This window comes from Enterobacter cloacae complex sp. ECL72, assembly GCF_019056635.1.
Lineage (GTDB): Bacteria > Pseudomonadota > Gammaproteobacteria > Enterobacterales > Enterobacteriaceae > Enterobacter > Enterobacter hormaechei_C.
In genome coordinates, this window is sequence record NZ_CP077659.1 from 4,707,523 (window position 1) to 4,733,876 (window position 26,354).

Annotated in this window: 22 protein-coding genes, 2 tRNA genes, 3 rRNA genes and 1 pseudogene; 15 read left to right on the forward strand and 13 right to left on the reverse strand. The window is 54.0% G+C overall.

All coding sequences use genetic code 11. The features are described from left to right. Window positions 1–19 precede the first annotated feature (19 nt). The 3 genes from rsmB to def are packed head-to-tail and all read right to left on the reverse strand — an operon-like array spanning window position 20 to window position 2,840. On the reverse strand, window positions 20–1,306 hold the full coding sequence (rsmB, locus tag KTH07_RS22695) for a 16S rRNA (cytosine(967)-C(5))-methyltransferase RsmB (RefSeq protein ID WP_032621001.1): 1,287 nt from the start codon (window positions 1,304–1,306) through the stop codon (window positions 20–22). A gap of 52 nt (window positions 1,307–1,358) precedes the next feature. Beyond that, complete coding sequence (fmt, locus tag KTH07_RS22700; protein WP_217310855.1) at window positions 1,359–2,306, reverse strand: methionyl-tRNA formyltransferase; 948 nt, start codon at window positions 2,304–2,306, stop codon at window positions 1,359–1,361. Between the two features lie 24 nt (window positions 2,307–2,330). Next, entirely contained in the window at window positions 2,331–2,840 is a 510-nt protein-coding gene (gene def / locus KTH07_RS22705; RefSeq protein WP_006812188.1) for a peptide deformylase, read from the reverse strand. A 127-nt stretch (window positions 2,841–2,967) separates the two neighbouring features. Here def and dprA point away from each other — a divergent pair. The 6 genes and pseudogenes from dprA (at window position 2,968) to KTH07_RS22735 (ending at window position 6,767) form a co-directional block, all read left to right on the forward strand. Then, window positions 2,968–4,108 (forward strand): annotated as a pseudogene (dprA, locus tag KTH07_RS22710) (DNA-protecting protein DprA). Next, window positions 4,080–4,553: a DUF494 family protein Smg gene (gene smg, locus KTH07_RS22715; RefSeq protein WP_000460665.1), complete on the forward strand. Its 474-nt coding sequence runs from the start codon at window positions 4,080–4,082 to the stop codon at window positions 4,551–4,553. Before dprA ends, smg begins: the two are co-directional and overlap by 29 nt. Window positions 4,554–4,579: 26 nt before the next feature. Next, a complete protein-coding gene (locus KTH07_RS22720) occupies window positions 4,580–5,134 on the forward strand; it encodes a type I DNA topoisomerase (RefSeq protein WP_017383725.1) in 555 nt (184 codons plus the stop codon). Then, the gene (gene tsaC, locus KTH07_RS22725) at window positions 5,127–5,699 is read left to right on the forward strand and encodes an L-threonylcarbamoyladenylate synthase type 1 TsaC (RefSeq protein WP_017383724.1); all 573 of its coding nucleotides are present in this window, start codon (window positions 5,127–5,129) and stop codon (window positions 5,697–5,699) included. The genes KTH07_RS22720 and tsaC overlap by 8 nt, the downstream gene beginning before the upstream one ends. A gap of 4 nt (window positions 5,700–5,703) precedes the next feature. Further along, complete coding sequence (gene aroE, locus KTH07_RS22730; RefSeq protein WP_023295517.1) at window positions 5,704–6,522, forward strand: shikimate dehydrogenase; 819 nt, start codon at window positions 5,704–5,706, stop codon at window positions 6,520–6,522. Beyond that, entirely contained in the window at window positions 6,519–6,767 is a 249-nt protein-coding gene (locus KTH07_RS22735) for a DUF1488 domain-containing protein (protein ID WP_015571398.1), read from the forward strand. The genes aroE and KTH07_RS22735 overlap by 4 nt, the downstream gene beginning before the upstream one ends. Here the strand turns inward: KTH07_RS22735 and KTH07_RS22740 are convergent. Then, window positions 6,743–7,297: a gamma carbonic anhydrase family protein gene (locus KTH07_RS22740; protein ID WP_023295516.1), complete on the reverse strand. Its 555-nt coding sequence runs from the start codon at window positions 7,295–7,297 to the stop codon at window positions 6,743–6,745. The two genes, KTH07_RS22735 and KTH07_RS22740, sit on opposite strands and share 25 nt — an antisense overlap. 477 nt (window positions 7,298–7,774) lie before the next feature. On the opposite strand from KTH07_RS22740, the gene KTH07_RS22745 reads away from it, so the two are divergent. The 4 genes from KTH07_RS22745 (at window position 7,775) to rrf (ending at window position 12,743) form a co-directional block, all read left to right on the forward strand. After that, a 16S ribosomal RNA gene (locus tag KTH07_RS22745) occupies window positions 7,775–9,313 on the forward strand. Window positions 9,314–9,397: 84 nt separating this feature from the next. Beyond that, window positions 9,398–9,474, forward strand: a tRNA-Glu gene (locus tag KTH07_RS22750). 182 nt (window positions 9,475–9,656) lie between these two features. Then, window positions 9,657–12,556: ribosomal RNA gene (locus KTH07_RS22755) — 23S ribosomal RNA — on the forward strand. Between the two features lie 71 nt (window positions 12,557–12,627). Further along, a 5S ribosomal RNA gene (gene rrf / locus KTH07_RS22760) occupies window positions 12,628–12,743 on the forward strand. Together the 16S, 23S and 5S rRNA genes with 1 tRNA gene alongside form the textbook arrangement of a ribosomal RNA operon. 107 nt (window positions 12,744–12,850) lie before the next feature. Here the strand turns inward: rrf and KTH07_RS22765 are convergent. Together KTH07_RS22765 and KTH07_RS22770 are read right to left on the reverse strand one after the other, a co-directional pair. Then, window positions 12,851–13,468: a DUF2238 domain-containing protein gene (locus KTH07_RS22765; protein WP_026094410.1), complete on the reverse strand. Its 618-nt coding sequence runs from the start codon at window positions 13,466–13,468 to the stop codon at window positions 12,851–12,853. Between the two features lie 113 nt (window positions 13,469–13,581). Further along, a tRNA-Phe gene (locus KTH07_RS22770) sits at window positions 13,582–13,657 on the reverse strand. A 169-nt stretch (window positions 13,658–13,826) separates the two neighbouring features. Between KTH07_RS22770 and KTH07_RS22775 the strand changes: the two genes are divergently transcribed. Both KTH07_RS22775 and KTH07_RS22780 read left to right on the forward strand, forming a co-directional pair. Next, a complete protein-coding gene (locus tag KTH07_RS22775; protein ID WP_023302948.1) occupies window positions 13,827–14,672 on the forward strand; it encodes an AraC family transcriptional regulator in 846 nt (281 codons plus the stop codon). A gap of 37 nt (window positions 14,673–14,709) precedes the next feature. Next, the gene (locus KTH07_RS22780) at window positions 14,710–15,300 is read left to right on the forward strand and encodes a LysE family translocator (protein ID WP_063162202.1); all 591 of its coding nucleotides are present in this window, start codon (window positions 14,710–14,712) and stop codon (window positions 15,298–15,300) included. Here the strand turns inward: KTH07_RS22780 and KTH07_RS22785 are convergent. From KTH07_RS22785 to aspA, 5 genes are all read right to left on the reverse strand, one after another. Next, window positions 15,297–15,872, reverse strand: a complete 576-nt coding sequence (locus tag KTH07_RS22785) for a transcriptional regulator (protein WP_017383972.1) — start codon at window positions 15,870–15,872, stop codon at window positions 15,297–15,299. The genes KTH07_RS22780 and KTH07_RS22785 overlap by 4 nt on opposite strands. Window positions 15,873–15,921: 49 nt before the next feature. After that, on the reverse strand, window positions 15,922–17,622 hold the full coding sequence (locus KTH07_RS22790) for a protein-disulfide reductase DsbD (protein WP_217310857.1): 1,701 nt from the start codon (window positions 17,620–17,622) through the stop codon (window positions 15,922–15,924). Beyond that, a complete protein-coding gene (gene cutA / locus KTH07_RS22795; protein WP_003855908.1) occupies window positions 17,598–17,921 on the reverse strand; it encodes a divalent cation tolerance protein CutA in 324 nt (107 codons plus the stop codon). The genes KTH07_RS22790 and cutA overlap by 25 nt, the downstream gene beginning before the upstream one ends. Before the next feature lie 113 nt (window positions 17,922–18,034). Then, a complete protein-coding gene (locus tag KTH07_RS22800) occupies window positions 18,035–19,336 on the reverse strand; it encodes an anaerobic C4-dicarboxylate transporter (protein ID WP_063162203.1) in 1,302 nt (433 codons plus the stop codon). Between the two features lie 116 nt (window positions 19,337–19,452). Then, window positions 19,453–20,889: an aspartate ammonia-lyase gene (gene aspA, locus KTH07_RS22805; protein WP_015572444.1), complete on the reverse strand. Its 1,437-nt coding sequence runs from the start codon at window positions 20,887–20,889 to the stop codon at window positions 19,453–19,455. Window positions 20,890–21,224: 335 nt separating this feature from the next. Between aspA and KTH07_RS22810 the strand changes: the two genes are divergently transcribed. Beyond that, window positions 21,225–21,689 carry an FxsA family protein gene (locus tag KTH07_RS22810; RefSeq protein WP_003855925.1) on the forward strand — a complete coding sequence of 155 codons (465 nt, stop codon included), beginning with the start codon at window positions 21,225–21,227 and terminating at the stop codon, window positions 21,687–21,689. 23 nt (window positions 21,690–21,712) lie between these two features. On the opposite strand, the gene yjeH is transcribed toward KTH07_RS22810, so the two are convergent. Continuing rightward, window positions 21,713–22,960, reverse strand: coding sequence for an L-methionine/branched-chain amino acid transporter (gene yjeH / locus KTH07_RS22815; protein WP_017383970.1), 1,248 nt, complete (start codon window positions 22,958–22,960; stop codon window positions 21,713–21,715). 178 nt (window positions 22,961–23,138) lie between these two features. On the opposite strand from yjeH, the gene KTH07_RS22820 reads away from it, so the two are divergent. Beyond that, window positions 23,139–23,432: a co-chaperone GroES gene (locus KTH07_RS22820; RefSeq protein ID WP_003855929.1), complete on the forward strand. Its 294-nt coding sequence runs from the start codon at window positions 23,139–23,141 to the stop codon at window positions 23,430–23,432. Window positions 23,433–23,471: 39 nt separating this feature from the next. Beyond that, the gene (gene groL, locus KTH07_RS22825; RefSeq protein ID WP_015572446.1) at window positions 23,472–25,118 is read left to right on the forward strand and encodes a chaperonin GroEL; all 1,647 of its coding nucleotides are present in this window, start codon (window positions 23,472–23,474) and stop codon (window positions 25,116–25,118) included. Window positions 25,119–25,183: 65 nt separating this feature from the next. Here the strand turns inward: groL and iadA are convergent, their stop codons facing one another. Beyond that, window positions 25,184–26,347 (reverse strand): beta-aspartyl-peptidase, encoded by a 1,164-nt coding sequence (iadA, locus tag KTH07_RS22830; protein WP_032620815.1) that lies wholly within the window; start codon window positions 26,345–26,347, stop codon window positions 25,184–25,186. Window positions 26,348–26,354: the final 7 nt, after the last annotated feature.

Genomic DNA, 26,354 nt, shown 5'->3' on the forward strand with positions numbered 1-26,354 from the left:
TCGTGACCTGTTCTCAACATCACTCTTTGATTAGCTTAGCGTAAAAGAAACCATCACCCTCTTCTGCGCCCGGCAGGTTTTGCAGACCCGGGTGCTCAGGTGTTCCCGTATCATGCAGCGTAGCGTCCGGGGTGCGTTTCAGGAAAGCCGCAATTTGCTGACGGTTCTCTTCCGGAAGAACAGAGCAGGTTGCATACACCAGGGTTCCGCCGGGTTTGAGATGCGGCCAGATGGCATCCAGAATTTCGGATTGCAACTGGGCAAGCTCCTTGATATCACGATCGCGACGCAGCCATTTGATATCGGGATGACGACGAATCACGCCAGTTGCTGAGCAAGGGGCGTCCAGCAAAATACGATCGAACCTGGTATCACCACACCAGTCTGCGGGTTTACGTCCATCGCCTTGCTTAACCTGAGCTTTCATACCCAGACGCTTGAGGTTGTCATAGACGCGTGAAAGACGCTGCTCATCAACATCCACGGCCATCACGCTGGCCTGCGGCGCCACTTCCAGAATGTGCGTTGTTTTCCCCCCTGGCGCTGCACAGAGATCAAGGATCTGCTCCCCGTCTTTCGGTTCAAGCCAGGTCATGCAGCCCTGAGCGGATGCGTCCTGTACCGTTACCCAGCCCTCTTCAAAACCGGGTAATGCATGTACCGGTGCAGGGGAGGCTAAACGTACCGCATCAGGATAAGCAGCGTGTGTGAAGCCGCTCATTCCGGCCTCTTCCAGCAGGGCCAGCCATGCGTCGCGGGTATGATGGTTACGATTGACGCGTAACCACATCGGCGGACGTTGGTTATTGGCATCCACAATGTCTTGCCATTGCTGAGGGTAGGCTTTTTTAAGGCGATTCAGCAGCCATTCAGGATGCAGGAAGCGCGCTTCGCTTTGCGCAAATTCTGCCAGCAGTTCGTCCTGCTGACGCTGGAACTGACGCAGCACGCCGTTAATCAATCCTTTCAGCTGGGGACGTTTAATCGCAACGGCACCCTCCACTGTCTCAGCCAGCGCAGCATGAGGTGGAATGCGGGTATGAAGAAGCTGGTAAAAACCGACCATGATCAAATAATGCACGGTACGCTGCTTGCCGCTCATCGGGCGTGACATCAGCTTATTAATTAACCACTCAAGCTGAGAGAGGGTGCGCAGCACGCCAAAGCACAGCTCCTGAAGCAGGGCTTTGTCTTTATCGGAAACCTTTTGTTGCAGTGGAGGCAGGACATTACTCAGTGACTGGCCCTGCTCGATAACCTGCTCAACGGCCTGAGCCGCCATAGTGCGTAGATTTTGTCTTTTCATAACCGTAAAAATAAAAATGCCCGGAAACACCGGGCCTTAAGAGTAAATTTGTTCAGGCAAGGCGATTGCCAGGGATGAACCATTCACGACGAGAATTTAATAGATCCTGCGCGCTCATTGCCTTTTTACCGGCCGGTTGCAGCGATTCAAGATTCAGGATCCCTTCTCCGGTCGCAACCTGGATACCGTTTTTGCTGGCGTCGATAATCGTACCGGGCTCTGCCGAAGTATTGCCGTTAATTACTGAAGCTTTCCAGACTTTCACTGGCTGCTCATCAATCATCAACCAGCTCATCGGCCACGGATTAAAGGCGCGGATGCAGCGTTCGAGTTGAGCTGCTGACAGGGACCAGTCGATCCGGGCTTCTTCTTTACTCAGTTTTTCAGCATAGGTCACCTGTGCCTCATCCTGCACTTCAGGTGTCGCTGTATTGTCAGCAAGCTGTTGCAGCGTCTCAATCAGCCCCTGTGGGCCGAGATCCGCCAGCTTGTCATACAGCGTGGCGCTGGTATCTCCTGCGGTGATGGGACACGCCAGTTTATACAGCATGTCGCCCGTGTCTAAACCTACGTCCATCTTCATGATTGTCACGCCAGTTTCAGCATCGCCTGCCCACAGAGCGCGCTGAATAGGGGCTGCACCACGCCAGCGTGGGAGCAAAGAACCATGAACGTTAACACAGCCCAGGCGGGGCATATCGAGTACCGCTTTCGGCAGAATGAGGCCGTAAGCCACAACTACCATCACGTCAGCGTTCAGATCTGCCACTAACTTCTGGTTTTCCTGAGGTCGTAATGACGCAGGCTGGAATACCGGTAAACCATGCGTTTCTGCCAGCACTTTAACCGGGCCAGGCATCAGTTTTTTACCGCGGCCAGCCGGACGGTCCGGCTGAGTAAATACGCCAACAATCTGATGACCAGACGATAGCAGCGCGTCGAGATGACGCGCTGCAAAATCAGGGGTACCCGCGAAGATTATACGTAGTGATGTAGACACGTTATTCCTTGTATCCGGGGGGCGTTAAGCGCGAGAACGCAAACGATCCAGTTTCTCAACTTTCTGACGAATACGCTGTTGCTTCAGTGGTGAGAGGTAATCGATAAACAGTTTACCGACCAGGTGATCCATCTCATGCTGAATGCAAATCGCCAGCAGATCGTCGGCTTCCAGCTCAAACGGATTGCCGTCACGATCCAGTGCGCGGATTTTAACTTTTTCGGCACGTGGCACCAAAGCGCGCTGTTCAGGGATAGACAGACAGCCTTCCTCAATACCTGTTTCGCCGCTTTTTTCCAGCAGCTCAGGGTTAATCAGCACCAGGCGCTCATCGCGATTTTCAGAAACGTCGATCACAATAATACGTTTGTGAATGTCTACCTGGGTCGCGGCAAGGCCAATGCCTTCTTCAGCGTACATGGTATCGAACATATCATCGACGATACGCTGAATTTCTGCATTCACTTCTTTAACCGGTTCCGCGACGATGCGAAGGCGCTCGTCAGGAATATGTAACACTTGCAAAACTGCCATAAATTTCCAGAGTCGTGTTCAGGAGTTGATAAGAATATTACTTCTATTCTAGACAAATCCCCGGTCGATTGACAGCATCAGTGACCAATCGCAAAGATTGCTGAGGCTGCTTATGGCAGAGAAAAGGATGACGTCCACAGAGATATGGTTACGGCTTATAAACATCGGGTCGTTATACGGTGACGCGATGCTGGAGATTGCGCAGAGGCTGCTTCGCCAGGCAACCGTCGATGCTGAAGCTGTCAACGCGTCAGGGCTTTCGCCCAAACATGCCGTAAAGTTTTTTTCGTTCAGTGAGAGTGAGCTTGAACGTAGTCTGGAATGGCTGGAACACACCGACAACCACCTTCTCACAGCGGATGATCCTCGCTTTCCGCCATTGTTACGTTCTATACCTGATTTTCCCGGGGCGCTATTTGTGCGAGGCCGCGTTGACGTGCTTAATAGCATGCAGCTTGCGGTTGTGGGCAGCCGTGCGCCCTCGTGGTATGGCGAGCGGTGGGGGAAAATGCTGAGTGAACAAAATGCTGAGTGAACAGCTGTCCCAATGTGGCTTTACGATCACCAGTGGCCTGGCTTGCGGCATCGATGGTGTGGCACATCATGCGGCGTTGTCAGCAAAAGGGCGAAGTGTCGCTGTGCTTGGCAATGGTCTTTTTAGTCTCTATCCGCGTCGTCATCACATTCTGGCTGAGCAACTTATCGCTTCAGAGGGGGCGATAGTGTCTGAGTTTTCACTTTCGACATCGCCCAGACCGGGTAACTTTCCACGGCGTAACCGGATCATCAGTGGGTTAAGCCAGGGCGTGCTGGTGGTCGAAGCTGCGATTCGGAGTGGATCGCTGGTTACCGCAAGGTGCGCACTGGAGCAGGGGCGTGAAGTTTTTGCGCTACCCGGCCCGTTGGGGAACCCTGGCTGCGAAGGCCCTCACTGGCTGATAAAACAGGGGGCGACGCTGGTGACCTGTAAAGAGGATATCCTGGAAAATTTGCAGTATGGATTGCATTGGTTGCAGGATGATCTCCAAAAGCGACATATTTCATCGGATCAGGAGGCAGTAGCATTGCCATTTCCCAAGCTCCTGGCTAACGTAGGAGATGAGGTAACACCTGTTGACGTTGTCGCTGAACGTGCCGGCCAACCTGTGCCAGTAACGGTAGCACAGCTACTCGAACTGGAGTTAGCAGGGTGGATCGCAGCTGTACCCGGCGGCTATGTCCGATTAAGGAGGGCATGCCATGTTCGACGTACTGATGTATTTGTTTGAGACTTACATCCACAACGAAGCAGAAATGCAGGTGGATCAGGACAAATTAACACGGGATCTGACCGACGCAGGTTTTGAGCGGGAAGATATTTATAATGCGTTGATGTGGCTGGATAAGTTGGCTGATTATCAGGACGGCCTCGCCGAACCGATGCAGCTTGCTTCTGACCCATTGTCTGTGCGCATCTATACAGCTGAAGAGTGTGAAAGGCTGGATGCCAGCTGCCGGGGATTCATTTTATTCCTCGAGCAGATTCAGGTGCTAAACCTCGAAACGAGAGAGATGGTGATAGAGCGCGTCATGGCGCTGGATACTGCTGAGTTTGAACTGGAAGATCTCAAATGGGTGATCCTGATGGTTCTGTTCAACATCCCAGGCTGTGAAAATGCCTATCAGCAAATGGAAGAATTACTCTTTGAAGTGAATGAAGGTATGCTGCATTAATTCTATGTGCAGCAACAAGAGTTGTTATGGCCAAATCAGCACTCTTCACGGTGCATAAAAACGAGCCCTGCCCACAGTGTGGGGCTGAACTTGTTATTCGGTCCGGGAAACACGGTCCGTTTCTCGGTTGTTCACACTATCCGGAATGTGATTATGTCCGTCCCCTGAAAAGCCAGGCGGACGGACATATCGTCAAAATTCTGGAGGGACAGCTTTGTCCACTCTGTGGCGGCGAACTGGCGCTGCGGCAGGGGCGGTTCGGGATGTTTATCGGATGCAGCCGCTATCCGGAATGTGAACATACGGAACAAATTGATAAACCAGATGAAACGGCAATTGCCTGCCCTCAGTGCCAGCGTGGTCAATTGGTGCAGCGCCGCTCTCGTTATGGCAAGACCTTCCATTCGTGCGATCGCTATCCTGAATGTCAGTTCGTTATCAATTTCAAACCAGTAGCGGGCGTCTGCCCTCATTGCGATTATCCGTTACTTATAGAAAAGAAAACCGCGCAAGGCTTGAAACGCTTTTGCGCCAGTAAACAATGTGGAAAGCCGGTTTCGGCGGATCAAATCAGTGAATAATAACCTGCCATCAGGCTCCATCGCGCAGGCGGTGGACATCCTGAAAAAAGAAGAAGTCATCGCCTATCCAACAGAAGCCGTTTTCGGGGTCGGGTGCGATCCTGACAGCGAAGTCGCCGTTAACCGTCTGCTGGCGCTAAAACAGCGGCCTGTCGAAAAAGGATTGATTTTGATCGCTGCGAACTACGAGCAGCTTAAGCCTTATATTGATGATTCCATGCTGACACCTGCACAGCGGGAAACCATTTTCTCTGCGTGGCCTGGTCCCGTGACGTTTGTTTTCCCTGCACAACCGACAACGCCGCGCTGGCTAACCGGGCGTTTCGATTCACTCGCGGTACGCGTTACCGACCATCCCTTGGTGGTGGAGTTATGCCAGGCATTTGGTAAACCCCTGGTTTCAACCAGCGCCAACCTGACCGGGCTTCCCCCTTGTCGGACAACAGAAGAAGTTCTGGCGCAGTTCGGGAATGATTTCCCTGTAGCCGTGGGTGAAACCGGGGGTCGTCTTAACCCGTCAGAAATTCGCGATGCCTTGACCGGCGAACGTTTTCGCCAGGGATAATGTTATGGAAACCTATGCTGTTTTTGGTAACCCGATCGCGCACAGCAAGTCGCCTCTGATCCATCAGCTGTTTGCAGAGCAATTGCAGATAGATCACCCGTATGGTCGGGTTCTTGCGCCTGTTGATGCATTTATACCGACGCTGAATAGCTTTTTTGATGCGGGTGGTAAAGGTGCGAACGTCACGGTGCCTTTTAAAGAAGAGGCTTTCGGGCGTGCGGATGAGCTGACCGAGCGTGCGTCGCTCGCTGGTGCCGTCAATACCCTTAAGCGGCTTGAAGATGGTCGCCTTCTGGGCGATAACACCGATGGCATAGGTTTACTCAGCGATCTGGAACGACTGTCGTTTATTAAACCAGGCTTTCGGATCCTGCTGATCGGCGCGGGTGGCGCGTCGCGCGGCGTATTGCTTCCTCTTCTTTCGCTGGATTGTGCGGTGACAATCACCAACCGTACCTTCTCCAGAGCAGAAGAACTGGCGGCGTTGTTCGCACACACAGGCAGCGTAACTGCGGTAGCACTTGACGATCTCGCGAGTCACGAATTTGATCTTGTGATTAATGCCACCTCAAGCGGCATTAATGGAGAGATCCCGGCGATTCCTGCATCCCTGGTTCATTCCCACATCTACGGCTATGACATGTTTTATCAAAAAGGGAAAACGCCATTTCTGACCTGGTGTGAACAACAGGGGGCAAAACACGTGGCTGATGGTCTGGGCATGCTGGTGGGGCAGGCGGCTCATGCGGTGCTACTCTGGCATGGCGTGTTACCTGCTGTAGAACCGGTGATCGAAAAGCTGAAACAGGAACTGATGGCATGAATCAGGCGATTCATTTTCCCGACAGAGAAATCTGGGATGAAAATAAGCAAGCGGTTTGTTTCCCGGTGCTGGTGCATGGAATGCAGCTCACCTGTGCGATTAAAGGGGAGACGTTGCATCAGCGCTTTGGTGGTTCAGATCCGTTAGCGGTCTTTTGCGAAAATCGCTGGGATCTGGAAGAGGAAGCCAGCGATTTGATCCGCGATCAGCAGGAAGACGATCAGGGTTGGGTCTGGTTATCCTGATCCAGATAGTCATTCTTCCATTTAACGTAATTGTTCGCTGAGTATTTCAATCCTTCGATCTCCGCCTCTTTTAGGGGGCGGATCTGTTTAACCGGACTGCCTAAATAGAGATAGCCACTTTCCAGACGTTTGTTTTGCGGAACAAGGCTTCCTGCGCCAATCATTACGTCATCTTCTACTATGACGCCATCCAGCAAAATCGATCCCATCCCAACGAGCACCCTGTTACCGATTGTGCAGCCGTGGAGCATCACTTTATGACCGACGGTGACATCTTCCCCAATGATGAGCGGATTGCCCTCAGGGTTATAAGATGACTTATGAGTCACATGCAGCACGCTGCCGTCCTGAATATTGGTGCGTGCACCGATCGCAACGTAGTTAACATCGCCCCGGATCGCGACGAGTGGCCAGATGCTGACATCCTCGGCCATGCGAACATCACCAATGACCACGCTGCTGGTATCGATCATCACGCGATCGCCTTTTTGGGGGAACAGATCTTTATAAGGACGTAATACTGCAAACATATCTACCTCGATACAGATGAGCGCTATTAAAGAAGACTTTGATCGTATTCCTGGATCGAGGCAAGGCAAAATGCGTCAATTTTTAAGCGGATCGGGTGGGTTTTCAGCGAAAAGAACGGAAAATCATCAGTTGGAAAAAAAGATCTAAAAAATACTTGTGCTAAAAACTGGGATCCCTATAATGCGCCTCCATCGACACGGCGGATGTGAATCACTTCACAGATAACCCGGTCGGCTGAAGAGAAAAAATCCTGAAATAACGGGTTGACTCTGAAAGAGGAAAGCGTAATATACGCCACCTCGCGACAGCGCGCTGAAGCGCGTCGCAACTGCTCTTTAACAATTTATCAGACAATCTGTGTGGGCACTCAAAGTGACATGGATTCTTAATGTCCTCGGACACTAAATGAATACCAAGTCTCAACGAGTGAACACGTAATTCATTACGAAGTTTAATTCATTGAGCATCAAACTTTTAAATTGAAGAGTTTGATCATGGCTCAGATTGAACGCTGGCGGCAGGCCTAACACATGCAAGTCGAACGGTAACAGGAAGCAGCTTGCTGCTTTGCTGACGAGTGGCGGACGGGTGAGTAATGTCTGGGAAACTGCCTGATGGAGGGGGATAACTACTGGAAACGGTAGCTAATACCGCATAATGTCGCAAGACCAAAGAGGGGGACCTTCGGGCCTCTTGCCATCGGATGTGCCCAGATGGGATTAGCTAGTAGGTGGGGTAACGGCTCACCTAGGCGACGATCCCTAGCTGGTCTGAGAGGATGACCAGCCACACTGGAACTGAGACACGGTCCAGACTCCTACGGGAGGCAGCAGTGGGGAATATTGCACAATGGGCGCAAGCCTGATGCAGCCATGCCGCGTGTATGAAGAAGGCCTTCGGGTTGTAAAGTACTTTCAGCGGGGAGGAAGGCGATAAGGTTAATAACCTTGTCGATTGACGTTACCCGCAGAAGAAGCACCGGCTAACTCCGTGCCAGCAGCCGCGGTAATACGGAGGGTGCAAGCGTTAATCGGAATTACTGGGCGTAAAGCGCACGCAGGCGGTCTGTCAAGTCGGATGTGAAATCCCGGGCTCAACCTGGGAACTGCATTCGAAACTGGCAGGCTAGAGTCTTGTAGAGGGGGGTAGAATTCCAGGTGTAGCGGTGAAATGCGTAGAGATCTGGAGGAATACCGGTGGCGAAGGCGGCCCCCTGGACAAAGACTGACGCTCAGGTGCGAAAGCGTGGGGAGCAAACAGGATTAGATACCTGGTAGTCCACGCCGTAAACGATGTCGACTTGGAGGTTGTGCCCTTGAGGCGTGGCTTCCGGAGCTAACGCGTTAAGTCGACCGCCTGGGAGTACGGCCGCAAGGTTAAAACTCAAATGAATTGACGGGGCCCGCACAAGCGGTGGAGCATGTGGTTTAATTCGATGCAACGCGAAGAACCTTACCTACTCTTGACATCCAGAGAACTTAGCAGAGATGCTTTGGTGCCTTCGGGAACTCTGAGACAGGTGCTGCATGGCTGTCGTCAGCTCGTGTTGTGAAATGTTGGGTTAAGTCCCGCAACGAGCGCAACCCTTATCCTTTGTTGCCAGCGGTCCGGCCGGGAACTCAAAGGAGACTGCCAGTGATAAACTGGAGGAAGGTGGGGATGACGTCAAGTCATCATGGCCCTTACGAGTAGGGCTACACACGTGCTACAATGGCGCATACAAAGAGAAGCGACCTCGCGAGAGCAAGCGGACCTCATAAAGTGCGTCGTAGTCCGGATTGGAGTCTGCAACTCGACTCCATGAAGTCGGAATCGCTAGTAATCGTGGATCAGAATGCCACGGTGAATACGTTCCCGGGCCTTGTACACACCGCCCGTCACACCATGGGAGTGGGTTGCAAAAGAAGTAGGTAGCTTAACCTTCGGGAGGGCGCTTACCACTTTGTGATTCATGACTGGGGTGAAGTCGTAACAAGGTAACCGTAGGGGGAACCTGCGGTTGGATCACCTCCTTACCTTAAAGAACCTGCCTTTGCAGTGCTCACACAGATTGTCTGATGAAAAGTAAATAGCAAGGCGTCTTGCGATTGAGACTGTACGTCCCCTTCGTCTAGAGGCCCAGGACACCGCCCTTTCACGGCGGTAACAGGGGTTCGAATCCCCTAGGGGGACGCCACTTGCTGGTTCGTGAGTGAAAGTCACCTGCCGTCATATCTCAAAACTGACTTGCGAGTCATGTTTGAGATATTTGCTCTTTAAAAATCTGGATCAAGCTGAAAATTGAAACGACACACAGCTCATGTGTGTTCGAGTCTCTCAAATTTTCGCAATCAGAAGTGAAACATCTTCGGGTTGTGAGGTTAAGCGACTAAGCGTACACGGTGGATGCCCTGGCAGTCAGAGGCGATGAAGGACGTGCTAATCTGCGAAAAGCGCCGGCGAGGTGATATGAACCTTTGACCCGGCGATGTCCGAATGGGGAAACCCAGTGCAATCCGTTGCACTATCGTTAACTGAATACATAGGTTAACGAGGCGAACCGGGGGAACTGAAACATCTAAGTACCCCGAGGAAAAGAAATCAACCGAGATTCCCCCAGTAGCGGCGAGCGAACGGGGAGCAGCCCGGAGTCTGAATCAGCTTGTGTGTTAGTGGAACGGTCTGGAAAGTCCGACGGTACAGGGTGATAGTCCCGTACACGAAAGCACACTTGCTGTGAACTCGAAGAGTAGGGCGGGACACGTGGTATCCTGTCTGAATATGGGGGGACCATCCTCCAAGGCTAAATACTCCTGACTGACCGATAGTGAACCAGTACCGTGAGGGAAAGGCGAAAAGAACCCCGGCGAGGGAGTGAAAAAGAACCTGAAACCGTGTACGTACAAGCAGTGGGAGCCTCTTTATGGGGTGACTGCGTACCTTTTGTATAATGGGTCAGCGACTTATATTCTGTAGCAAGGTTAACCGTATAGGGGAGCCGAAGGGAAACCGAGTCTTAACTGGGCGTTAAGTTGCAGGGTATAGACCCGAAACCCGGTGATCTAGCCATGGGCAGGTTGAAGGTTGGGTAACACTAACTGGAGGACCGAACCGACTAATGTTGAAAAATTAGCGGATGACCTGTGGCTGGGGGTGAAAGGCCAATCAAACCGGGAGATAGCTGGTTCTCCCCGAAAGCTATTTAGGTAGCGCCTCGTGAACTCATCTTCGGGGGTAGAGCACTGTTTCGGCTAGGGGGCCATCCCGGCTTACCAACCCGATGCAAACTACGAATACCGAAGAATGTTATCACGGGAGACACACGGCGGGTGCTAACGTCCGTCGTGAAGAGGGAAACAACCCAGACCGCCAGCTAAGGTCCCAAAGTCATGGTTAAGTGGGAAACGATGTGGGAAGGCACAGACAGCCAGGATGTTGGCTTAGAAGCAGCCATCATTTAAAGAAAGCGTAATAGCTCACTGGTCGAGTCGGCCTGCGCGGAAGATGTAACGGGGCTAAACCATGCACCGAAGCTGCGGCAGCGACGCTTATGCGTTGTTGGGTAGGGGAGCGTTCTGTAAGCCGTTGAAGGTGTGCTGTGAGGCATGCTGGAGGTATCAGAAGTGCGAATGCTGACATAAGTAACGATAAAGCGGGTGAAAAGCCCGCTCGCCGGAAGACCAAGGGTTCCTGTCCAACGTTAATCGGGGCAGGGTGAGTCGACCCCTAAGGCGAGGCCGAAAGGCGTAGTCGATGGGAAACAGGTTAATATTCCTGTACTTGGTGTTACTGCGAAGGGGGGACGGAGAAGGCTATGTCAGCCGGGCGACGGTTGTCCCGGTTTAAGCATGTAGGCGGAGGTTCCAGGTAAATCCGGTACCTTTTAACGCTGAGGTGTGATGACGAGGCACTACGGTGCTGAAGTGATAAATGCCCTGCTTCCAGGAAAAGCCTCTAAGCATCAGGTAACACGAAATCGTACCCCAAACCGACACAGGTGGTCAGGTAGAGAATACCAAGGCGCTTGAGAGAACTCGGGTGAAGGAACTAGGCAAAATGGTGCCGTAACTTCGGGAGAAGGCACGCTGATGTGTAGGTGAAGCCCTGCGGGTGGAGCTGAAATCAGTCGAAGATACCAGCTGGCTGCAACTGTTTATTAAAAACACAGCACTGTGCAAACACGAAAGTGGACGTATACGGTGTGACGCCTGCCCGGTGCCGGAAGGTTAATTGATGGGGTTAGCGGCAACGCGAAGCTCTTGATCGAAGCCCCGGTAAACGGCGGCCGTAACTATAACGGTCCTAAGGTAGCGAAATTCCTTGTCGGGTAAGTTCCGACCTGCACGAATGGCGTAATGATGGCCAGGCTGTCTCCACCCGAGACTCAGTGAAATTGAACTCGCTGTGAAGATGCAGTGTACCCGCGGCAAGACGGAAAGACCCCGTGAACCTTTACTATAGCTTGACACTGAACACTGGTCCTTGATGTGTAGGATAGGTGGGAGGCTTTGAAGCGTGGACGCCAGTCTGCGTGGAGCCAACCTTGAAATACCACCCTTTAATGGCTGGTGTTCTAACGTAGACCCGTTACCCGGGTTGCGGACAGTGTCTGGTGGGTAGTTTGACTGGGGCGGTCTCCTCCCAAAGAGTAACGGAGGAGCACGAAGGTTGGCTAATCCTGGTCGGACATCAGGAGGTTAGTGCAATGGCATAAGCCAGCTTGACTGCGAGCGTGACGGCGCGAGCAGGTGCGAAAGCAGGTCATAGTGATCCGGTGGTTCTGAATGGAAGGGCCATCGCTCAACGGATAAAAGGTACTCCGGGGATAACAGGCTGATACCGCCCAAGAGTTCATATCGACGGCGGTGTTTGGCACCTCGATGTCGGCTCATCACATCCTGGGGCTGAAGTAGGTCCCAAGGGTATGGCTGTTCGCCATTTAAAGTGGTACGCGAGCTGGGTTTAGAACGTCGTGAGACAGTTCGGTCCCTATCTGCCGTGGGCGCTGGAGAATTGAGGGGCTGCTCCTAGTACGAGAGGACCGGAGTGGACGCATCACTGGTGTTCGGGTTGTCATGCCAATGGCACTGCCCGGTAGCTAAATGCGGAAGAGATAAGTGCTGAAAGCATCTAAGCACGAAACTTGCCCCGAGATGAGTTCTCCTGAGACCTTGAGTCTCCTGAAGGAACGTTGAAGACGACGACGTTGATAGGTCGGGTGTGTAAGCGCAGCGATGCGTTGAGCTAACCGATACTAATGAACCGTGAGGCTTAACCTTACAACGCCGAAGGTGTTTTGGCGAAGAGACAGACAATCAAATTTCAGCCTGATACAGATTAACAGAATTTGCCTGGCGGCTTTAGCGCGGTGGTCCCACCTGACCCCATGCCGAACTCAGAAGTGAAACGCCGTAGCGCCGATGGTAGTGTGGGGTCTCCCCATGTGAGAGTAGGGAACTGCCAGGCATCAAACAAGTGAAGAGGCCATCCGGAAGGATGGCCTTTTTGCGTTTGTACGTCGAAAAACGGCAGGCCGGGCAAGGCGAAGCCGCCACCCGGCAACTCAGAGCGTACTATCCCTGACAAACATTCAAACGAAGCAATTGCCGCTGATGGAAACGCCCAAGGATCAGCACCGTCGTTAACGCACCAAGCAGCGCGCAAAACATATCAGACTGGGTATCCCATGGATCGCCCTGCGTCCCAAGAAAATCATCCGCACCCTGTCCCATTGCCAAAGCTGCCCACCACTCAATGAGTTCATAGGTGGCGCTAATGGCCAGAGCAACACAGCACACCAGAAATCCCGTCATCTTATGTCCACGAACATACCCACCGCGCAGCAGAATTTCTCGCGCTGCCAGTGCGGGAACCAGCCCCTGGAAGAAGTGACCGAGCTTGTCATACGGATTTCGGCTAAGCCCGAGCATCTCCTGAACCTCAAAACCAACCGGAACCTTTGCATAAGTGTACATACCACCAACCATCAGAATGATGGCGTGGAAGAAAACCAGGGTATAGAGAAGGGGAGTCAGGGGGTATCGCCGGTGCGTGGCAAGCAGAAGTGGGATGATGATAATGACGGGCGTCACCTCCATCAGCCAGGTGATGCGATCGCTCGTGAACAGGCCGGTATAAAACAGGATCAACAGCAGGAGCAGTGACCCGACTTTTAAAGCAGATAAGGTCATATCATTTTCATTGTCAGGGGAAAAAATCACTATTACCTGACAGAAGGGAAAATTCAATGCGTAGCGGATACAGAAAAGCAAAAACCCAACCATAGGCTGGGTTCTTTAAATAGTGGTGCCCGGACTCGGAATCGAACCAAGGACACGGGGATTTTCAATCCCCTGCTCTACCGACTGAGCTATCCGGGCAACGGAGCGCATTAAACCGCAATCGCGCGCGATCGTCAACATTATTTCGGGAAAAGCTGTTCAACTGCTTAAGTTTGCGGCAATCTGTCCGTTTGTGCCCTGGAATTGCACAAATCTTCCAGACAGTTCAGGCAAGATGTGACAATGCTGGCGGTAAGAGGAGGGCAGTATGGCAAACGACTGGCTTGAGCTGCGTCAGCATGCAGAAACAGGTATTGAGACAATTAAGGCGCATTTCGAAGGACATGCCTTTGATCCCCACTGGCATGATAGCTATCTGGTCGGAATAACCCTTTCCGGCACGCAGCAGTTCCACTGTCGCCGTGAACGCCACCGTAGCCAGCCGGGCGATGCTTTTTTACTTGAGCCCGGGGAGATCCATGACGGTGATGCACCGATAGAGGGGGGCTTTACTTATCTGACCTTTTATCTGGATGAACACTGGCTCACCCGTACGCTTCAAGGGCTGTACGACTCTACTCCCGGGAGCTACACCCTCCACTTTGCCCAAACGCTGACGCGAGAGCCTCAGTTGGTGCGCGCTATCGGTGATACATTTGCCTCGTTGCATAACGATGAAATGAAGATCGTCCAACAGAGCACAATGGATAACCTGCTCTCTCAGATCACTGCCCACTGCCACTGGCGTAAGAAACTCCCGTCTCAGCTACAAAGCTCCGCCGTGGCGCATCGTGCCCGCGACTATCTCTATGCGCATATCGGCGAGAACGTGGGGCTTTCAGACCTTGCCCGTGAGACGGGTACGGATCGCTTTACGCTCACCCGCTGTTTTAAGCGCGAATTTCACCTGGCACCGCACGCCTGGCTTATCCAGCTGCGCCTGGCAAAGGCCCGACAGATGCTGGCGTGTGGGGAACTGCCTGTCGATGTTGCAACGGCAGTGGGGTTTGCCGATCAAAGCCATCTTGGTCGCTGGTTCCAGCGGGCATACCGTATTTCTCCGGCACACTACCGTCGGTTGTGCACAAACCTTCCAGACGTTTCCAGAAAATAACGGCACATTCGTGGCTCTAATAAAAAAGGAGTCACCTGTGAATTTATTACCCTTCCTGCTGTTTGCATTTGTCGCCTTGATTACACCGGGGCCAACCAATATTCTGGTACTGGCTAACAGTCAGCACTTTGGCGTAAAAAATACGGTTCCTGCGATCCTGGGCGGGTGTATTGCCGCCAGCGCTATTGTTCTGGTTTCAGGTGCTGGGGCAGGAGAAGTGTTACGCCAGTATCCGCTGATACGTCAGGTAATGAGCTGGGCGGGCGTGCTGTGGCTTTCCTGGATGAGCTGGCAGCTGTTTAGCGCCCCGGCCGCGAATCTCTCCTCCAGACGCCATGTCCGGTTTACCGCGCGGGCGGCGGCGTTATTACAGGTTGTAAACCCAAAAACGTGGATGATGGCGCTGGCAGTTGTCAGCCTGTTTGCTCCGGCAAGCGACCATGCATTTCGGGATGTTGCGCTGATGGCGCTAGGGTTTCTGGCGATCTCTGTGGCTTGTTTGTTGTGCTGGGCGTGGCTGGGGAAGGCGGTGAACCGGATTTTCCGCACCACCGTGGCGATGGTGCGATTTCAGCGCGCGATGGCGCTGTGCTTGTTTATTTCCGCCTGGACGGGAATGCTGGCTTAGGTCAGAGCACCACCCATACGACACTGCGCAAACCGCAAAATATCTTCCGCCAGACGGTGCGCTGTATCCACATCCGCCTGGCTACGGTTCACCAGCATGCGGCTCAGGCAACCTTCCAGCACCAGCTCCATCTGCTTCGCGACCATTGCCGGGTCATCCACTTCAAGCGTGGTCAGCAGCTCGTGTGTGAACTCGTGCGCGGCACGTTTTTGCTGATCTGCCAGTTGATGGATGGGGTGCCCGGGATCCGGATAGTAGGTGCAGGCGGCGATAAACAGGCAGCCTGGGTAACGGTTGTTGGTTACACACTCCGTCAGTGCGGTATAGCGCGCCAGCAGCTTTTGCTCGGTGGTCAGCTCTTCATTCAGCATCAGCTGCCTGCGCCAGATATCCACCTGCTGGCTGAGATAGCGCAGGGCATCGTACAGCAGCGCCTCTTTATCCGGCCAGAAGCGCTTAAGTTCATCCAGAGGGTAATCGATACGGTCGGCGACCATCTCAAGCGTGGTGCTGGCGATCCCTTGAATCTCAAGCAATTGCAGGGCTTGTCCCAGTACGTCTTCGCGTTGCACGGTTATCTCCTCCGCTATTCCCAACGGTTTGTCCCGTCTAAAGTGTTGTTTACGGTTGGCGATTGCGCAAATGCGCGTTGAATGCCGTCGCGTCCATAAACCCGGTTACACGTTGCGTCGGCTGTTCTTCCCCCTGTTTATTGAAGAACAGGATGGTAGGCAGCCCGAGCACATTAAGTTGCTTCAGCAGAGCCTTATCCTGCGCGCTGTTGGCGGTAACGTTCGCCTGGAGCAGAACGGTATCGCTCAGCGCGTGTTGTACCTGCGGATCGCTGAAGGTGTATTTTTCAAACTCTTTGCAGGCCACGCACCAGTCTGCGTAGAGATCGAGCATGACCGGTTTGCCTTTCGCCTGCGCCAGGGCGCGGTTAAGGTCATCCACGTTCTTAATCTGTATAAAATTCAGATGAGCCTGCGTTTGACCTGCCGGGGTGCCAAACGCCCAGTCCTGTAGTGGACGGACGCTCACCAGCGCGGCCGCCAGCAGAAGGATCTGTAGCAGGCGCATCCACGGTTTCTTCGCCCCCAGACTCACGATAAACGCCCAGCTGAAGAAGGCCACGCCGAGCATCGCCCAAAGACGCGTACCCCACACATCACCGATGATGCGCTCCAGCAGAAATACCGGCAGCGCCAGAATGACAAAACCAAACGCGGTTTTCACCGTCTCCATCCACGGGCCGCTCTTCGGCAGCAGACGATTGCCAAACACCGTCATCAGGATCAGCGGCAGGCCCATGCCGAGCGCGTAGAGGTACAGCGTGCCGCCGCCGAGCCACAGGTTGCCGCTCTGGGCAATATATAACAGGATGGCGCTCAACGGCGCAGTGGTGCAGGGGGAGCAAATCAGCCCGGCGATGGCACCCATGGCGAACACGCCGCCCGCAGAGCCACCCTGCTGACGGTTGCTCATTAGCGTCAGACGGGTTTGCAGGGAAGAGGGCAGTTGCAGGGCGAACAGGCCAAACATCGACAGCGCCAGCAGAATAAACACCGCTGACAGACCGATAAGCACATAAGGGTGCTGAAGGGCGGCCTGGAACTGCAATCCGGCAGCAGCGACCACGAGGCCGAGCGCCGTATAGGTTAACGCCATGCCCTGCACATAGATAAAGGCCAGCAACAGCGCGCGGGTAGTGGAAAGGCGTTGTTTACCGCCCAGCACGATGCCAGAGATAAGCGGGTACATGGGCAGCACGCAGGGCGTAAAGGCGATGCCGATACCAATCAATAACGCCCAAAGCGCTGAGAACGGAAGGTCTGAAGCGGCTTTGCCTTCACCCCTCACCCTGGCCCTCTCCCCTGGTGGGAGAGAGGCCGCCGCTTTCACTTCGCTAAGCGGAACGACCTTTGTTTCAGGTGGGTAACAGAATCCGGCGTCGGCGCAGCCCTGATAGGTGACCGTTAATGTGGCGCCTTTATCCGCCTGATTCACCGTGACGGGCACGCTTAAGCGCTGGCGATAAATTTCACTCTTACCGTAGAACTCATCCTCGTGCCACTCGCCAGCGGGCATCTGCAATGCGCCGACGTTCGCCTTTGCCGGCGTGATGCTGACCTGCTTGCGATAGAGGTAGTAACCCTCTTTCACCTGCCAGGTGAGACTGAGATCGTGCTGGTTTTGCTGAAAGTCGAAAACGAACGCCTGGTCGGCAGGAATAAAGTTCGAACGGCCGGGTGCGTCAAACAATCCGGCAAAAGCTGACGTGCTGCACAGCAGCAGGATCAGCGTAATGAAGCGTTGAGCCATGAGAGATAATCGTTATCGCCGTGGACCACTGGCAGAACCAGCAGCTCCGGGGTTTGGTATGGATGATGAGACTTGAGGCAGTCGAGGAGCGCCTGCTGGTTTGTCAGGTTGGTTTTGAGCAACATCTGGACTTCGTACTCTTGCTCCAGCTTGCCTTCCCAGTAATAAAGGGAGGTGGCGCCGGGAAGAAGTGTGACACAGGCAGCCAGTTTTTCGGCCAACACTTTGGCGGCCAGATCCTGGGCAGAAGCTTCATCAGGGGCGGTGCACAGTACAACAACAGCATCAGGCGTGTTCACAAGTCGACCTCCTCATCACGAAAGTCTTCACTATATCACGCAAGGCGGTTGGTCATTAATGAAACGGGCCGCAGAGCGGCCCGATTTTAACTATTTTTACAACGGCTAATCGTTTACAGCACAATGCCGCCGATGATAAAGCCGAGGATCACGCAGAGCGTAATCGCCACCACGCCCGGGATCAGGAACGCGTGGTTAAACACGTATTTACCAATACGGGTTGAGCCGGTGTCATCCATCTCAACCGCGGCCAGCAGGGTTGGGTAGGTGGGCAGAACGAACAGGGCGGAAACCGCTGCAAAAGAGGCAATCGCCGTCAGCGGCGTTACGCCCAGCATCAGTGCCGCAGGCATCAGCGCTTTGGTGGTCGCAGCCTGGGAGTACAGCAGCGTCGCGGCAAAGAACAGCACTACTGCCAGCAGCCACGGATAGTTGTGCAGCAGGTCGCCTGCAACGGTATGGATATCGCTGATGTGCGCTTTCACAAAGGTATCGCCGAGCCACGCCACGCCCAGCACGCACACGCAGGCGCTCATACCGGATTTGAAGGTGCTGGCGTTCAGCACTTCGCTGGTGTCGATTTTACAGGTGATGCTGATCAGCGTCGCGATGGTCAGCATAAACACCACAATGGCTTCGTTACGCGGCAGAACCGGGTTCTGGATCAGACCTACCGTATCGCTGATGGCGGTGGCGTAGAACATCACGGCGACGATACCAATCAGGAACAGCAGCACGGAGCGTTTTGCATGCGGCTTCAGCTCGAAGACCTGGCTACCGCGCAGGCTCACTTCACCTTTTGCCAGACGCTCCTGGTAAACCGGATCGTCTTTCAGCTCGGCGCCAAGGAAGTTACACAGTACGGCAGTGATCATTACCGCAATCAGCGTGACCGGAATACAGATTGCCAGCAGCGTCAGGTAACTTACGCCCATCGGCTCAAGGATACCCGCGAAGAAGACCACCGCCGCGGAAATGGGCGAGGCGGTAATCGCAATCTGGGAGGCGACCACGGCAATAGAAAGAGGGCGAGACGGGCGAATACCCTGCTCTTTCGCCACTTCGGTGATTACCGGCAGCGTGGAGAAAGCGGTGTGGCCGGTACCGGCGAGAATGGTCATAAACCAGGTCACCAGTGGGGCAAGGAAGGTGATGTATTTCGGATGGCGACGCAGCATTCGCTCCGCCAGGCTCACCAGGTAGTCCATACCGCCTGCGACCTGCATAGCCGCGATAGCAGCAATAACCGCCATGATGATTTCGATAACGTCAAAAGGGATTGCGCCGGGTTTAATCTGAAAGATCAGGGTAAGTACAAGCACTCCGAGACCGCCAGCAAAACCGATGCCGATACCCCCGAGTCGTGCGCCCAAATAAATCGCCAACAGGACGATGACGAGTTCTGCTCCAAACATAAAGACCTGCCTTGCTCATTAACAAGTTGATATTGAATTGTTGTGTTTTGGTAACGCCCATAAAGAAAAAAGGCACGTCACAAGTGACGTGCCTTTCGGAAGCTTAGCCTGAACGGTTACTGTTCGCTTTCATCGGTATATCGTTTCGCTTTATATGCCGGGTGCATCAGGTTCTGGGCGGAGAAGATATCGTCCAGTTCGGCTTCGGTCAACAATCCTCGCTCGAGAACCACCTCACGCACGCTCTTACCGGTTTCGGCACAAATCTTCCCGACGATATCGCCGTTGTGGTGGCCGATGAACGGGTTGAGGTAGGTGACGATGCCGATGGAGTTATAGACGTAGCCTTCACACACTTCTTTATTCGCGGTGATGCCGTTGATGCATTTTTCCAGCAGGTTGTAGCAGGCGTTGGTCAGAATATGGATAGATTCAAACATCGCCTGGCCAATCACCGGCTCCATCACGTTCAGCTGGAGCTGACCGGCTTCCGAGGCCATGGTGACGGTCGTATCGTTACCAATAACCTTGAAGCAAACCTGGTTCACCACCTCTGGCACCACCGGGTTCACTTTAGCTGGCATGATGGATGAACCCGCCTGCAACTCTGGCAGGTTGATTTCATTCAGGCCAGCGCGCGGACCGGAGGAGAGCAGGCGCAGGTCGTTACAGATTTTGGACAGTTTCACCGCCAGACGTTTCAGTGCGCTGTGCACCATCACGTAGGCGCCGCAGTCTGAGGTAGCTTCAATCAGGTCTTCCGCAGGCACAACCGGCAAGTTGGACACTTCAGCCAGCTTCTGTACCGCCAGCTGCTGATAGCCATCTGGCGTGTTCAGGCGTGTACCGATGGCGGTTGCGCCCAGGTTCACTTCCAGCAGCAGTTCGGACGTGCGCAGCAGGTTTTTGGTCTCTTCATTCAGCAGCACGTTAAACGCGTGGAATTCCTGTCCGAGGGTCATTGGCACCGCGTCCTGCAACTGGGTACGGCCCATTTTCAGGATGTCCTGGAACTCAACGGCTTTACGCTGGAAGCCATCGCCCAGCTGATTAATCGCGTCGACCAGTTTGACGATAGAGGCATACACCGCGATGCGGAAGCCGGTTGGGTAGGCGTCGTTGGTGGACTGACATTTGTTAACGTGGTCGTTCGGGTTCAGGTACTGGTATTCACCTTTCTGATGACCCATCAGCTCCAGGCCGATGTTTGCCAGCACTTCGTTGGTGTTCATGTTGACGGAGGTGCCCGCGCCGCCCTGATAGACGTCGACCGGGAACTGATCCATGCATTTGCCGTTGTTCAGCACCTCATCGCACGCGGCGATAATCGCATTTGCAGCGCTTTTAGGAATGGTTTGCAGCTCTTTGTTCGCCAGAGCCGCGGCTTTTTTTACCATCACCATACCACGCACAAATTCAGGGATGTCGCTGATTTTGCTGTTGCTGATGTAGAAGTTTTCAATCGCTCTCAGAGTGTGAACACCATAGTAGGCATCCGCTGGAACTTCCCTGGTACCCAACAAATCTTCTTCGATACGAATGTTGTTTAACATGTGAACCTTCTTTTCAAGCTGCCGATGGATTGTACTAAACACACAGTATATATGTGGTTTTGGATATTTTATGACCGACGATTATTCCCTCAATCGGCCAGATGTTCGAGATCATATGCTGATGATAGCGAATTGCCGTAAGCTGGATCACTTATTATCGACCCGATTTCATGATAATTATTAATCTGTGAAATATGTCACCGCTTTAATATTTCCAGAAAAAATATCCGTGCAAACCGATTGAATTTTGGCTAACCGTCACCATTTCTTATCTACGCGCTTCGCGAACACATTCAGTCAGGGGCCTGAAGGCACCTGCCACACAGGAGATGCCAGTGCGCTGGATACCATTTATTGCTTTCTTTCTTTATGTTTACATTGAGATTTCGATTTTCATCCAGGTTGCCCATGTGCTGGGCGTCCTGCTGACGCTGATTCTGGTGATCTTCACCTCCGTCATCGGCATGTCGCTGGTGCGCAATCAGGGTTTCAAAAATTTCCTGTTAATGCAGCAGAAGATGGCCGCAGGCGAAAGCCCGGCAGCCGAGATGATCAAAAGCGTGTCGCTGATTATTGCTGGCCTGCTGCTGATCCTGCCTGGTTTCTTCACCGACTTCCTCGGCCTGCTGTTGCTGTTGCCGCCGGTGCAGAAGCATCTGACCATGAAGCTGCTGCCGCACCTGCGTTTCAGCCGTATGCCAGGCGGTGGTTTCAGCACCGGCCCGGGGGATACCTTTGAAGGGGAATATCAGCGTAAGGATGAGCAGCGCGACCGGTTAGATCATAAAGACGATCGGTGAGTTTGTGGCCCGGTGGCGCTCGCTCACCGGGCCTGCGGCTTTTGCCGCTTCGGTAAAAACACCCACAGCCCCGCCAGCATGACGATGGCGTACACACTCTTCCATCCCACCATCGCCAGCAGCATCAGGCACAGGACACACCCGACAGCCGCCAGCGCCTTAAAGCGTCCTTTCAGCAACCGACAGCCCGCCAGCATGCACAGCAGGTAGATCATGATGAAAATACCGTTGGCGTAGACAATCAGCGCGTCAAGGTTGATGTCGAGGAGATAAATGGCCAGGGAACTCACCACGCAGCAGCCCAGTACGGTATTCAGCGCATTCACCGGAAGCTGACGCTTTGACAGGCGTGAGAGGGGGCTATCCGGTTTATAAAGTGCCTGAGACCACACCAGCCGGGCGAAGCTCTGAATATAGATGTTGAGGCTGGCAAAGCAGGCGAGATAGCCAATCACGCAGGCTACCCACAGGGCCTTAACGCCAAACAGCTGCACCACGATGCCCGGCAGCGACGCGGCGGCAGCTTTCTCTTCACCGAACGCGTTGAAGTGCAGCACCAGTACGGTACAGGCCCAGTACACGGTACCCGCCAGCAGCAGGCCAATCATCAGTGCGCGGGGGAAATCACGCTCGGGCTGTTTAAACTCGGATGCCAGATGAGCGAACGCCTCCAGACCGACGAAACACCAGAACATGACGGATAGTGCAGCGAAAAGCTGTGCGTGGTCGATGTCGTTAATCGCGGGGAAAGGAATATCCGCCACGGTAATGTCACCCGCAAACCAGATGGCGACGATCAGCGCGACAATTAACACGGCGACCAGCGTTTGCAGATTGGCGCTGGAGCTGGCCCCGCGTGAGCCTACCCACCAGACAATCGCCAGCGTACCGAGTTCAGCCAGCAGCAGCTGTTCATCGTGCCAGCCAAACAGCGCCTGTCCGAAGCCGGTTGCGATATGCAGGGCTGCCGGAAGGCCAACGGGTATCACCGACAAAAATAGCCAGCCGGTGACGCGCTCCATCCGCGGCCCAAACGCCATGCCGACAAAATGCGCTACGCCGCCTGCGCTCGGGAAGTGCCGCCCGAGTATGGCAAAGACAATCGCCACCGGAAACACCAGCACGATCAGCACCGGCCATGCCCAAAGACTGTTATTGCCGGCAACCAATGCCGCCAGCGCGGGAACCGCAAATACCCCCGTGCCTAATAAAGACGTTGAGAGTAAGCCAATGCCCTGCGCCAGCCCCAACTCCTGCCTGAGTCCACTCATTTACCTCGTCCCGCGACCATCAAAAGAGAGTGGATGGTAACACTTTCGCAAATTTTTTTTCGATTACCCCTTGAAGGGGTAAAAAGCTATCCCCATCTCTCAGGGCACTAGCCGGAAAACCGCATGCGGACCGGCGTCATCCATAACTGATAATGACTTTCTCAAAGGAGAGCTATCAATGAGTATTCGTCCGTTACATGATCGTGTGATCGTCAAACGTAAAGAAGTTGAAACCAAGTCTGCTGGCGGCATCGTTCTGACCGGTTCAGCAGCAGCAAAATCAACGCGTGGCGAAATCATCGCTGTCGGTAAGGGCCGCATCCTGGAAAACGGAACTGTGCAGCCACTGGACGTTAAAGTTGGTGACATCGTCATTTTCAACGATGGCTACGGCGTGAAATCCGAGAAGATCGACAATGAAGAAGTGTTGATCATGTCCGAGAGCGACATTCTGGCAATTGTTGAAGCGTAATTAACGCACGAAACTGTACGAATTTGAGGAAATAAGAACATGGCAGCTAAAGACGTAAAATTCGGTAACGACGCTCGTGTAAAAATGCTCCGCGGCGTAAACGTACTGGCAGACGCAGTGAAAGTCACTCTGGGCCCGAAAGGCCGTAACGTAGTGCTGGACAAATCCTTCGGCGCGCCAACCATCACCAAAGATGGTGTTTCTGTTGCACGTGAAATCGAGCTGGAAGACAAGTTCGAAAACATGGGCGCACAGATGGTGAAAGAAGTTGCCTCTAAAGCGAACGACGCTGCCGGTGACGGCACCACCACCGCGACCGTACTGGCGCAGGCGATCATCACCGAAGGCCTGAAAGCCGTTGCTGCGGGCATGAACCCAATGGATCTGAAACGTGGTATCGACAAAGCTGTCGCCTCTGCTGTTGAAGAACTGAAAGCGCTGTCCGTACCGTGCTCTGACTCTAAAGCCATTGCTCAGGTTGGTACTATCTCCGCTAACTCCGACGAAACCGTAGGTAAACTGATCGCTGAAGCGATGGATAAAGTCGGTAAAGAAGGCGTGATCACCGTTGAAGACGGTACTGGTCTGGAAGACGAACTGGACGTGGTTGAAGGTATGCAGTTCGACCGCGGTTACCTGTCTCCATACTTCATCAACAAGCCAGAAACTGGCGCTGTTGAGCTGGAAAGCCCGTTCATCCTGCTGGCTGACAAGAAAATCTCCAACATCCGCGAAATGCTGCCAGTGCTGGAAGCCGTTGCGAAAGCAGGCAAGCCGCTGGTAATCATTGCTGAAGACGTTGAAGGCGAAGCGCTGGCGACTCTGGTGGTTAACACCATGCGTGGCATCGTGAAAGTGGCAGCGGTTAAAGCACCTGGCTTCGGCGATCGTCGTAAAGCGATGCTTCAGGATATCGCTACCCTGACTGGCGGTACCGTGATCTCCGAAGAGATCGGTATGGAGCTGGAAAAAGCGACCCTGGAAGACCTGGGCCAGGCGAAACGCGTTGTGATCAACAAAGACACCACCACCATCATCGACGGTGTGGGTGAAGAAGCTGCTATTCAGGGCCGTGTTGGTCAGATCCGTAAGCAGATCGAAGAAGCAACTTCCGATTACGACCGTGAAAAACTCCAGGAGCGCGTAGCGAAACTGGCAGGCGGCGTAGCGGTAATCAAAGTCGGTGCGGCTACCGAAGTTGAAATGAAAGAGAAGAAAGCACGCGTTGACGATGCCCTGCACGCGACCCGTGCTGCGGTAGAAGAAGGCGTGGTTGCTGGTGGTGGTGTCGCGCTGGTGCGTGTAGCCGCTAAACTGGCTGGCCTGACTGCTCAGAACGAAGACCAGAACGTGGGTATCAAAGTTGCGCTGCGCGCGATGGAAGCTCCTCTGCGTCAGATCGTGTCCAACGCCGGTGAAGAGCCGTCTGTGGTTGCGAACAACGTGAAAGCGGGTGAAGGTAACTACGGTTACAACGCGGCAACTGAAGAATACGGCAACATGATCGACTTCGGTATCCTGGATCCAACTAAAGTGACCCGTTCTGCACTGCAATACGCGGCATCTGTAGCTGGTCTGATGATCACGACCGAGTGCATGGTGACCGACCTGCCTAAAGGCGACGCGCCTGACTTAGGTGCTGCTGGTGGTATGGGCGGCATGGGTGGCATGGGCGGCATGATGTAATCATGCTGTTCTGAACCTCTCAGAACGAACCCCGGGCAGCAATGCCCGGGGTTTTTTATTGTCTTCTACTCAAACGTGCCTTTCACGCACACCACGCCTTCACGCACCATCTGGCGGCCTTTCGCCCAGACCTCACGGATCTTCAGGTCATCCGTCAGCACCAGGAAATCGGCATCGCATCCGGGCGCGATCCGCCCTTTATGCTCCAGACCGAGAAACTCCGCCACGTTACGCGTAAATGGCAGAAGCGCCTCCTCCAGCGGCAGGTGATATCGGCCGACCAGCTGCTGTAGCGTCTCAAGCAGGGACTCAAAACCCGCCACGCCAATGCCAACAAGATTACCGTTTGCGTCAAAATTCGGCTGGCTGCCGTTGCCATCCGAGCTGAACGTGAGCCGGTTAAACGGCACCTGCGCGTCACGGGCCGTCGCGATGGCGGTAGCGGCATCAATGGGCTCACTGATGCTGGTGGTGATGTCGATGTACCCCCCTTCGCGGGCATAGTCCAGTGCGGCGTGGAACAGTGCCTGGGCGCGGTTGACGTGGGTTGGCAGCAGCTTCGTGCGGGGCACGTCGGCGTTATTCAGGATGTTAAGCAGTGGCTCCAGCCGTTTCGGGCTGTTGCCGAGGTGAAACACGGATATCCCCGCTTTGGCGCCCAGCAGCCCGCCGACGCGTGACTGGGCGGCCATATTCGCGAGCTGGTCATCTGCCGGAGCGGAAGAGCGATGGTCGGAAATCGCGCATTTCACGCCAATGATTTTATCAATCAGCGCCACATCCTTTTCGATACTGCCGGTAATCGTCGGAGAAGGCAGGCCATACGCGCCTGTCAGCATCCACGTGCTGATCCCTTCATGCTCAAGCGCCCGCGTTTTCGCCAGCAGCGACTCGGGATGGCGGGTCACGCCGTCGGTGCCCAGCAGGCCAACAACGGAGGTGATGCCAGCCGCCACCAGCGCAGACAATCGCACCTCTGGCGTCCGGGTGTGGGGACCGGCTTCACCGCCGCCGCCAATCAGGTGTACATGCTGATCGATAAACCCCGGACAAACCACCGCTCCGGCGAGATCGCTTTCAGGACAGTCTGGCCTCGTTGTGGCGTGGCCCGCTTTTTCGACTGCGACGATTTTTCCTCCGGCAATTAGCAGATCGCAATGCCCAAGATCCTCGGGAGCGTAAAGCTGCGCATTGCGGAAAAGGTGCGGTTCCAGCACTGAAAAATCCATTTTTATC